The sequence below is a fragment of the Burkholderia sp. DN3021 genome (genome assembly GCF_049805555.1).
In the GTDB taxonomy this organism is placed as follows: Bacteria; Pseudomonadota; Gammaproteobacteria; order Burkholderiales; family Burkholderiaceae; genus Burkholderia; species Burkholderia pyrrocinia_C.
On record NZ_JBNCAB010000011.1, the window covers coordinates 105,816 to 114,171 of the forward strand.

An 8,356-nucleotide genomic window follows, 5' to 3' on the forward strand; every position below is an offset into this window, starting at 1 on the left:
ACTGTAAATAGAGGATGGAAATGAACGTAGTCTTGCCGTCGGCCGGCCAGAGCGGCCGCACCGGGGAACGCAGCATGACCGTCCTCGTCTGCGGCGCGAACGGCTTCATCGGGCGGGCACTGTGCGCGCAGCTTGAAGCCGGCGGCCATCGCGTGCTGCGCGGCGTGCGCGATGCGGCCGGCCCGCGCGACGTCGCGATCGACTTCGCGAAGGACGTCGATCCCGCAGCGTGGCTGGCGCGGCTGGAAGGCGTCGACGTCGTGATCAATGCGGTCGGCATCCTCGGCGATCGACGCGGCGCGACGCTCGATGCCGTGCATCGCACCGCGCCGTGCGCGCTCTTCACCGCGTGCTGCCGTGCGCGCGTGCGGCGCGTGATCCAGATCTCGGCGCTCGGTGTCGAGCGCGGCGATACGCGGTACTTCGCGAGCAAGCACGCAGCCGACCGCTTCCTGCAGACGCTGCCGATCGACTCCCGGATCGTGCGTCCCGCGCTGGTCTACGGCGCGGCCGGCACGTCGGCGCGTTTTTTCCGGATGCTCGCGAGCCTGCCCGTGCATGCATTGCCGGCGGGCGGCCATCAGCGGCTGCGCCCCGTGCATGTAGACGATCTCGCCGAACTCGTCGCGCGGCTGGTCGCGCAGTCGTCTGATTCGCCGGCGGCCGGCAACCAAGTGATCGACGTGGTCGGCAACGACGAAGTCGAATACCGCGAGATGCTGGCCCGCTACCGCGCCGCGCTCGGGTTTCCGCCGGCCGCCGGTGTGACGCTGCCGGCCCCGCTGGTCGGCGCGGCGGCCGCGCTGCTCGGCATGCTGCCGGGTGCGCTGCTCACCCGCGACACGTGGACGATGCTGCGCGGCGGCAACACCGGCGATCCGGCGGCCGCCACGGCCGTACTCGGCCGGCCGCCGCGCGGCATCGACCGCTTCATCGGCGCGGACGCGGCCGCGCTGCGTCGCGACGCGCTCGCGATGTGGCGGCGCCCGCTGTTGCTGGGCGCGCTCGCGATCGTATGGATCTGGACGGCGATCGCAAGCGCGTTCATCCATCCGCTGCACGCGAGCCTCGCATTGCTCGCGCATGCGCACCTGACGGGGCTGCCTGCGTTGGTCGCGCTCTATTCGGCAAGCGCGCTGGACTTCGCGTTCGGCATCGCGACCGTTGCCGCACCGTCGCGCCGCCTGTGGGCGGCGCAAGCCGCGCTGATCGTCGCGTATTCGGCCGTCATCGCGGTCACGATGCCGGGTCTGCTGGCCGAACCGTTCGGCCCGGTGCTCAAGAACGTACCGATTCTCGCGATCCTGTTGATCCTGTTTTCAGAAGAAGAACAAGCATGAATACCTATCTCGTCGTCAAGGCGCTGCATATCCTGTCCTCGGTGCTGCTGGTCGGCACGGGGTTCGGCACTGCGTTCTACCTGTTCTTCGCGAACCGCACGCGGTCGGTGCCCGCGATCGCGGCCGTGTCGCGACTCGTGGTGCGCGCGGACTGGTGGTTCACGACGCCGGCCGTGATCTTCCAGCCGGCATCCGGGCTGTGGCTTGCGCATACGGCCGGCTGGCCGTGGCATACGCCGTGGCTCGTCGCGTCGATCGTGCTGTACGCGGTCGCGGGCGCGTGCTGGCTGCCGGTCGTGTGGCTGCAGGTCGAACTCGCCGCGATGGCGAAGCTCGCTCACGTGAACGGCGACGCCGCATTGCCGGAACGCTACTGGCGCTATGCGAAGCGCTGGGAACTGCTCGGTTATCCGGCGTTCTTCGCGATGCTGTCCGTCTACTTCCTGATGGTGCTCAAGCCGATGTAGGCGCGTCGTGCCTGAAAGAAGTCGACCGATCGATGCGTGATGCTTTCGGTAAAGAAAAGAGTGCAGAGCATGAACGCCGGTGAAGTGGTGCCGGCCATCGGCAACGCTGCCGAAAACGTTGCGCCCCGGCGTTCGTGCGACACCATGCGCCGCATCGTAGCGAGCGGGTTGCACGCCGCGGCGATCGCGCACTTGTTCGTCGGCGTGGCCGTTCCGTGGCTTGCCGGTGCACCGTTCGACGATGCGTATCGCCGCGGCATCGCGCTGCATTTCCGGGCCGGCGCGACACCGGTACCGGCGCGCGCGGCAGATATGGCGGATGTCGCTGATCGCCGCGACGGTGTTCCGGTGCCCGACCGCCGAGCACGCGCTGCGTGACCTGACGAATCGGCCGCACGCCGATTTTGCCTGCACGGCATGCCGTTTCCCGCGCCGTCGTGTTTAAATCGGCGTGAACGCGCTCGGGGCGTGTCGTGCGTCCCGAGCGCTCGCATCCGACCTCACAAGGAGACTGCATGCTGCACATCCTCGGCAAGATCCCGTCCATCAACGTCCGCAAGGTACTGTGGCTGTGCACCGAGTTGAACCTGCCGTTCGAACAGGAAGACTGGGGCGCGGGTTTTCGCACGACCAACGATCCGGACTATCTCGCGCTGAATCCGAACGCGCTCGTGCCCGTCATCAAGGACGATGATTTCGTGCTCTGGGAATCGAACACGATCATCCGCTACCTCGCGAACCGCTATGGCGGCGATGCGCTCTATCCGGCCGAGCCGCGGGCGCGTGCGCGGGTCGATCAATGGATCGACTGGCAGGGCGCGGACCTGAACCGTTCGTGGATCGGCGCGTTCCTCGGCCTCGTGCGGAAATCGCCCGATCATCAGGATCCGGACGCCATCGCGCAGTCGATCGCGGGCTGGACGAAGCACATGCGCGTGCTGAACGCGCAGCTCGAATCGACCGGCGCGTTCGTGGCCGGCGGCACCTTCACGCTCGCGGACATTCCGATCGGCCTGTCGGTGAACCGCTGGTTCGGCACGCCGTTCGAGCATCCGGATTTCCCGGCGGTGTCGCGCTATATCGAGCGTCTTGCGACGCGCGAAGGCTTCAAGACCTACGCCGGCAGCGCGAATCCGTGACGCATCGCAGGTAGCGCGCGGCGCGGCGGCATGCATGGGCCAGCGGGCTCGCCGGCCTGTCGTCAAGCGCCGGGCGCCGGCACCGCGTCGAGCACGCGCGCGAGAAACGCGTCGTGATTCCACGCGGATTCCGGCCGCGACAGCCCGAGCCGCACGACCACCAGCTGACGGCTCGGCACCACGCTCACGAACTGGCCTTCATGGCCGACCGCATGAAACGCGTCGGCCGGCATCGCGCTCGCATGCGGATCGCGATCGTTGAACGGCTCCGGCACCTTGACCCACAGATGCGCGCCGAATTCCTGGCGCGGCGACTGCGGCGTCGCGCGCGTCAGGTAGCGCACCCAGCCCGCCGGCAGCAGCCGCTGCCCGTTCCACTCGCCGTCCTGCAGCAGAAGCTGCCCGAAGCGCGCCCAGTCGCGCGCGCTCGCATACATGTACGACGAGCTGCCGAGCGTGCCGGACGCATCGGGCTCGAACACCGCGCTGCGCATCCCGAGCGGCGCGAACAGCGCGCGGCGCGGAAACGCGAGGTAGTCATCGTCGCTGCCGCCCATCGCTTCGCGCATCACGCGCGCGATGATCGCGCTCGTGCCGCTCGAGTAGTACCACTGCGTGCCGGGTGTCGCGGCGAGCGGTTTCGCCGACGCGAACCGCGCGGTATCGGGCTGCGTGAACAGCATCACGGCGACGTCGGACAGCGGGTCGTCGTAGTCCTCGTTGAATTGCAGGCCGCTCGTCATCCGCAGCAGCTCGTCGAGCGTGACGGCCGCGCGCGGGTCGCCGCTGCCGCGCCATTCGGGCAGCAGCGCCGACGCGTCGGGCGACAGCTTGTGCTGCGCGACGAGCATGCCGACCAGCGCGGCCGTCACGGTCTTCGTCATCGACCAGCCGGGCAGCGGCGTGTCGGCCGTGAAGCCGGGCGCATAACGTTCGGCGATCACCTGGCCGCTCCACATCACGACGACCGCGCGCGTGCGCCGCGGCCGCGCCGGATCGGGTTCGTCGAATGCGCGGTCGAGCGCGGTCTGCAGCTTGTGTGTGTCGATGCCGGCGGGCGGCGCGGCGGGTGCGGGTTGCGCGGGCGGCGGGTCGGGGAGAACGGGCAACGCGGCCGGCAATGTGGCAGACGACGGCCCGAGTGCGAGCGTGCAGCCGAGCCCGGGCCGGAAGTCGGCTTCGCGCCCGGCGAAGCCGGCGAAGGTCGCCACCGCACGATGATGGTCGGGATCGAGCGACGGACGCACCAGCTTCAGCAGCGGATGCACGCCGGCCATGATGTCGACGTCGATCACGGACGCGGCCGGGCGGCCCGACACGAACACGCCGGAGCACAGCGCCTTCGCGGCATAGCCGGTCGCGATCGGCGCAAGCCGCGACAGCATGTATCCGGCATAGCCGATCGCGGCCAGCAGCACGAGGGCGGCGCCCCGTCGGATCAACGTCTTGATGGGTGTCGTCATGCGCGAGCGTCCTTGGTTGTCTGCAGGCGGGCCATGAACCGGCAGTGTCGCAGGTTCGGGCAAGCGGTGGCAATCGCGGGTGCTGGCGACGCCGGGTGGCGTCGATCGGGCGCATGTTGCCCGGCGTGTGCGAATCGTATGTGTCGATCGGTTACGTGAACGGGCCGCACGCGGCCCGTTCACGCGGCGCGTCATTGCGTGTTGTCGTTGTCCGAACGCAGTGTCCAGACCGTCGCGGTATTCGTGTTGTCGTCGACGGCCGCGAATTGCGGCTGGCCTTTGCTGCCTCGCCCGAATGCAAGGCCGAATGCCGCGCCCGGCACGATATCGACCTGCATCTGCGCGACGAAGCGCCCGTCCACCGTGAATTCGACGATCTCGCTCGGATGCAGCGGGTCGGCGTTGACCGCGTCGCCGTTCGCGGTCACGAGATGGCCGTTCGGCGCGAGCGCCAGCGCGAGCGGGCCGTGCAGGTGCTTCGTGTCGAAGTAGATCATCCGGCCGACGCCGCCGTTGCGGTTCGTCGACGCGGCGTTCTGGATCGCGAACACCGCGTTGTCGCCGGTGGACGCGACATACAGGACGTCGACGTTCGGGGCGTACGCGAGGCCGGTCGGGCCGACGACGAGTGCATTGGGATCGGTCCGGTTCACGTAGCCCGATGCGATGATGCGCGAGCTCGGCAGCATCGTGACGCCGTCGTTGCCGATCGCCAGTTCGATCCGCGCGACCGTGCCGTTCAGCACGTTCGACACGAACGCGGTCACGCGCTGGCCGCGATCGATCACGGTCATGTCCCACGGCCCGTCGAGCAGTGTGGCGCTGACCAGTTGCGTGACGAGATTGCCTTGCGGATTGATGACGAGCAGCGAGCCCGGCGCGACCACGGTCTTGCCGTCCGGCGCCGGCACGTTGCCGGCCAGCACGAAGCCGCTGCGCAGCACCGCGAGCGCGGTCGTCAGGCCGAGATTGCGGCCCTGGAAGAACGTTGCCGGCGTATTGCCGGGCGACAGCTTCACGATCGTCGTGCCGGTGCCTTGCAGGTTCGACGCCGCGTTGAAGTTGGACACGACGACGTCGCCCGGTTTCAGCGGGCTCCAGGTCGGCACGCCGCGCGGCACGAACGCGATGCCGTACGGATTGAGATCGCCGTTGGCCGGCACGGTCGATGCGGTGACCGACGAAGGCGGCAGGATGATGTCGTTGCTGCCGGCCCACGCGAACGTCGACGACAAGGCGGCCAGCCCGGCGGCGCAAGCCGCGCGGCATAACGTGCGCGCCAGCGCGTGCGAGGCGCGCGCGTATGCCGGCGGGTGCGCGGCGAAGACGGGCGGGGCGGGGGAACGACAAGTGGGGAGAGGGTCCATGGCATGACTCCGGTTGATGAACGCGAGCAGTCATCCCGGCTGCCGGCCAGCGCAGCCGACGGGTGTCCGGCGCGGGGTCGCGATCTTGCCGCGCGAACCCGCGCTCGAAATAAACGGATGGCGACGGCTGCTTATTCCATCCGGCTGTGCACGTTGCATGCGCGCCGGCATCGATTGTTCGCTGCAATGGCGACACGACCTGACAAGTTGAAATATCGAGCGCCGAAGGCCGATAATCGTCCGGCATCGAATGCTCACCCTGTTCAACCGTTATCGGAAACCGCCATGTCCTACGACAACAACAACCCGTTCGCAAAAATCCTGCGTGGCGAACTGCCGTGCGTGAAGGTCGCGGAAGACGACGCGACCCTCGCGATCATGGATCTGATGCCGCAGGCCGACGGTCACGTGCTCGTGATCCCGAAGGAGCCGGCCGCGCAGATCTTCGAGCTGTCCGGCGACGCGGCCGCGGCCGGCATCCGCATGACGCAGCGCGTCGCGGCAGCCGTGCGCGCGGCGCTCGAGCCGGACGGCGTGTTCATCGGCCAGTTCAATGGCGCGGCGGCGGGCCAGACGGTCCCGCACGTGCACTTCCACGTGATCCCGCGCTGGGAAGGCGCCGAGCTACGGATGCATGCGCGCGACATCGCCGACGCGGCAACGCTCGAATCGATCGCGCAGCGCATTCGCGCGCGTTTTGTGTAACGGATCAACGGCACGCGGCGCGGCACGGCGGCCGAGAACCGGCCGGCTGCCGCGCCGTCGTCGCCTGTTTCGGCGGTCACGCGAAGTAACACGTGTAACCGCCGGCGAAACTCGGCTCGGCAAGCTCGGCGCTAGACTCCGCGCATTACTTCATCGAGCGACAGGAAGAGCGGATCGCTTCTTCGTGCCGGCCGCCGTCGCTTACGGCGGCATGGTCTTCGCGAGGTGTCATTCGTCTTTCGCGCCGGGAATCGAGCCATGTCCAGACTTCTCATCACGCTTGCCCTGATCGGCGGCCTGTCCGGCTGCTACGTCGCGCCGCCGTACGGTTACGCGCCCGCGCCGGCCTACTACGGCTACGCGCCGGCGTATTACGCGCCGCCCGTCAGCGTCGGGATCGGCGGCAACTTCCGCATCCGCTGATCGGGTACCCGGCGCGGGCCTTGCCCGCACCGGTTCGCTGCCCCTCACCGGAAGGTTCGCGCGGATTCGCGCGCCGCATGACGACGGCACGCTGCGCATCGTGCGCGCGGTTCCTATACTTCACAGGAAAGCGCATCCTGTGAGGCCGCCATGTCCGTCACACGCAAGGTCGCTGTCCTGTCGGGCGTATCGACGCTCGTCTATCTCGGGCTCGCCGTGCTCGGTTTCGGCGGGTTCGCCGCCTTTTTCTCGCATCCGCCGCTGATCGTCATCGTCGTCGCGACACTCGCGATGGCCGTCGTCGCAATGTTCACCGAAGGCAACCTGAGCGCCGGCGAGCGCGAGAACCGCGACAACCGCTGGGTGCTCGCGGCATTCGCGGTGAGCGGCTTCCTGCTCGCGTATCTGCCCGCGCTGACCGACCGGCTCGATTTCTGGACCCTCGGCGGCGATACGGTGCGATGGTTCGGCGTCGCGCTGTACATCGCGGGCGGGGCGCTGCGCATCTGGCCCGTGTTCGTGCTCGGCAAGCGCTTCAGCGGGCTCGTCGCGATCCAGCCGGGCCATACGCTCGTGACCGACGGCATCTATCGCCGCATCCGCAATCCGAGCTATCTCGGCCTGCTCGTCAATTCGGTCGGCTGGGCGCTCGCGTTCCGCTCGGGCGTCGGCGTGCTGCTGGTCGCGCTGATGACGGTGCCGCTCGTCGCGCGTATCCGCTCCGAGGAAGCGCTGCTGCGTTCGCAATTCGGCGCCGAATACGACGCGTATTGCGCGCGGACCTGGCGGCTGCTGCCCGGCGTGTACTGACCCTTCATCCCACCCCGACCGTCGTTTCGGCGCTCGCTCGCGACACGTGCCCGATGTGTTGCCACGTGTGTCTCGAACGTGCGACGTTGCGCGTGGCCGGTCTGCCATTCGTGACGGCCGGACCGCCGCCGAAGCCAATACCGGCAAGGGTTTCAGGCGATTTCGCGGAGCGCGTTCGAGGTCCGTTATTCGCAAACAACTTGTTACCAGAATGTCCACATCAAGGGTGTGGGACCGATGCTATTCTTCGCCGCAAGCTCAATGAAATGAATTGGTCCGGGGTTCGGCACAATGCCTGAATCGATGTCGATCGATTCAGATCGTCGTACCGAGCGGACCTTCGATAACCAGATTGCGAACAAGGAAGAATACGGGAATGTGGAAGAAAATCGCCCCCGCTCTCGTCGTCGCCGCGCTGACCGGCACGACTGCACTGCCGGCATTGGCCGGTGACTTGAACAACGCGCTTGGCGGCGCGCTCGGCGGGGTTGCCGGCGCAGCGGTCGGCGGCGCGGTCGGCGGCAGCACCGGCTCGGTAATCGGCGGCGCCATCGGCGGCGGCGCGGGTGGTGCGGTGACGTCGAACCGTCGCGAGCGCACCGGCGCGATCATCGGCGGCGCACTCGGCGGCGGCGCAGGTAC

At 68.3% G+C, this 8,356-nt stretch carries 9 protein-coding genes and 1 pseudogene; 8 read left to right on the forward strand and 2 right to left on the reverse strand.

Going from position 1 to position 8,356, the window contains the following annotated elements:
- Positions 1–20 precede the first annotated feature (20 nt).
- The 4 genes from ACPUER_RS08790 to ACPUER_RS08805 all read left to right on the forward strand — a co-directional run bounded on the left by ACPUER_RS08790 (position 21) and on the right by ACPUER_RS08805 (position 2,946).
- Positions 21–1,340 carry an SDR family oxidoreductase gene (locus ACPUER_RS08790; protein ID WP_425130872.1) on the forward strand — a complete coding sequence of 440 codons (1,320 nt, stop codon included), beginning with the start codon at positions 21–23 and terminating at the stop codon, positions 1,338–1,340.
- Positions 1,337–1,807, forward strand: coding sequence for a DUF2269 family protein (locus tag ACPUER_RS08795; RefSeq protein WP_175960031.1), 471 nt, complete (start codon positions 1,337–1,339; stop codon positions 1,805–1,807). Before ACPUER_RS08790 ends, ACPUER_RS08795 begins: the two co-directional genes overlap by 4 nt.
- 69 nt (positions 1,808–1,876) lie before the next feature.
- Entirely contained in the window at positions 1,877–2,185 is a 309-nt protein-coding gene (locus ACPUER_RS08800) for a hypothetical protein (protein WP_175960032.1), read from the forward strand.
- 137 nt (positions 2,186–2,322) lie between these two features.
- The gene (locus ACPUER_RS08805; protein WP_175960033.1) at positions 2,323–2,946 is read left to right on the forward strand and encodes a glutathione S-transferase family protein; all 624 of its coding nucleotides are present in this window, start codon (positions 2,323–2,325) and stop codon (positions 2,944–2,946) included.
- 62 nt (positions 2,947–3,008) lie between these two features.
- Here ACPUER_RS08805 and ACPUER_RS08810 read toward each other — a convergent pair whose 3' ends face one another.
- Entirely contained in the window at positions 3,009–4,409 is a 1,401-nt protein-coding gene (locus ACPUER_RS08810) for a serine hydrolase domain-containing protein (RefSeq protein ID WP_425130873.1), read from the reverse strand.
- A 191-nt stretch (positions 4,410–4,600) separates the two neighbouring features.
- Positions 4,601–5,776: a hypothetical protein gene (locus tag ACPUER_RS08815; RefSeq protein ID WP_425130874.1), complete on the reverse strand. Its 1,176-nt coding sequence runs from the start codon at positions 5,774–5,776 to the stop codon at positions 4,601–4,603.
- Positions 5,777–6,061: 285 nt separating this feature from the next.
- On the opposite strand from ACPUER_RS08815, the gene ACPUER_RS08820 reads away from it, so the two are divergent.
- The 4 genes and pseudogenes from ACPUER_RS08820 to ACPUER_RS08835 all read left to right on the forward strand — a co-directional run.
- Positions 6,062–6,481, forward strand: a complete 420-nt coding sequence (locus ACPUER_RS08820; RefSeq protein WP_072440179.1) for an HIT family protein — start codon at positions 6,062–6,064, stop codon at positions 6,479–6,481.
- 258 nt (positions 6,482–6,739) lie between these two features.
- Positions 6,740–6,904 (forward strand): hypothetical protein, encoded by a 165-nt coding sequence (locus ACPUER_RS08825; RefSeq protein ID WP_162836114.1) that lies wholly within the window; start codon positions 6,740–6,742, stop codon positions 6,902–6,904.
- Between the two features lie 150 nt (positions 6,905–7,054).
- Positions 7,055–7,714, forward strand: a complete 660-nt coding sequence (locus ACPUER_RS08830) for a methyltransferase family protein (protein ID WP_175960036.1) — start codon at positions 7,055–7,057, stop codon at positions 7,712–7,714.
- Between the two features lie 376 nt (positions 7,715–8,090).
- Positions 8,091–8,356 (forward strand): annotated as a pseudogene (locus ACPUER_RS08835) (hypothetical protein); the annotation flags it as partial.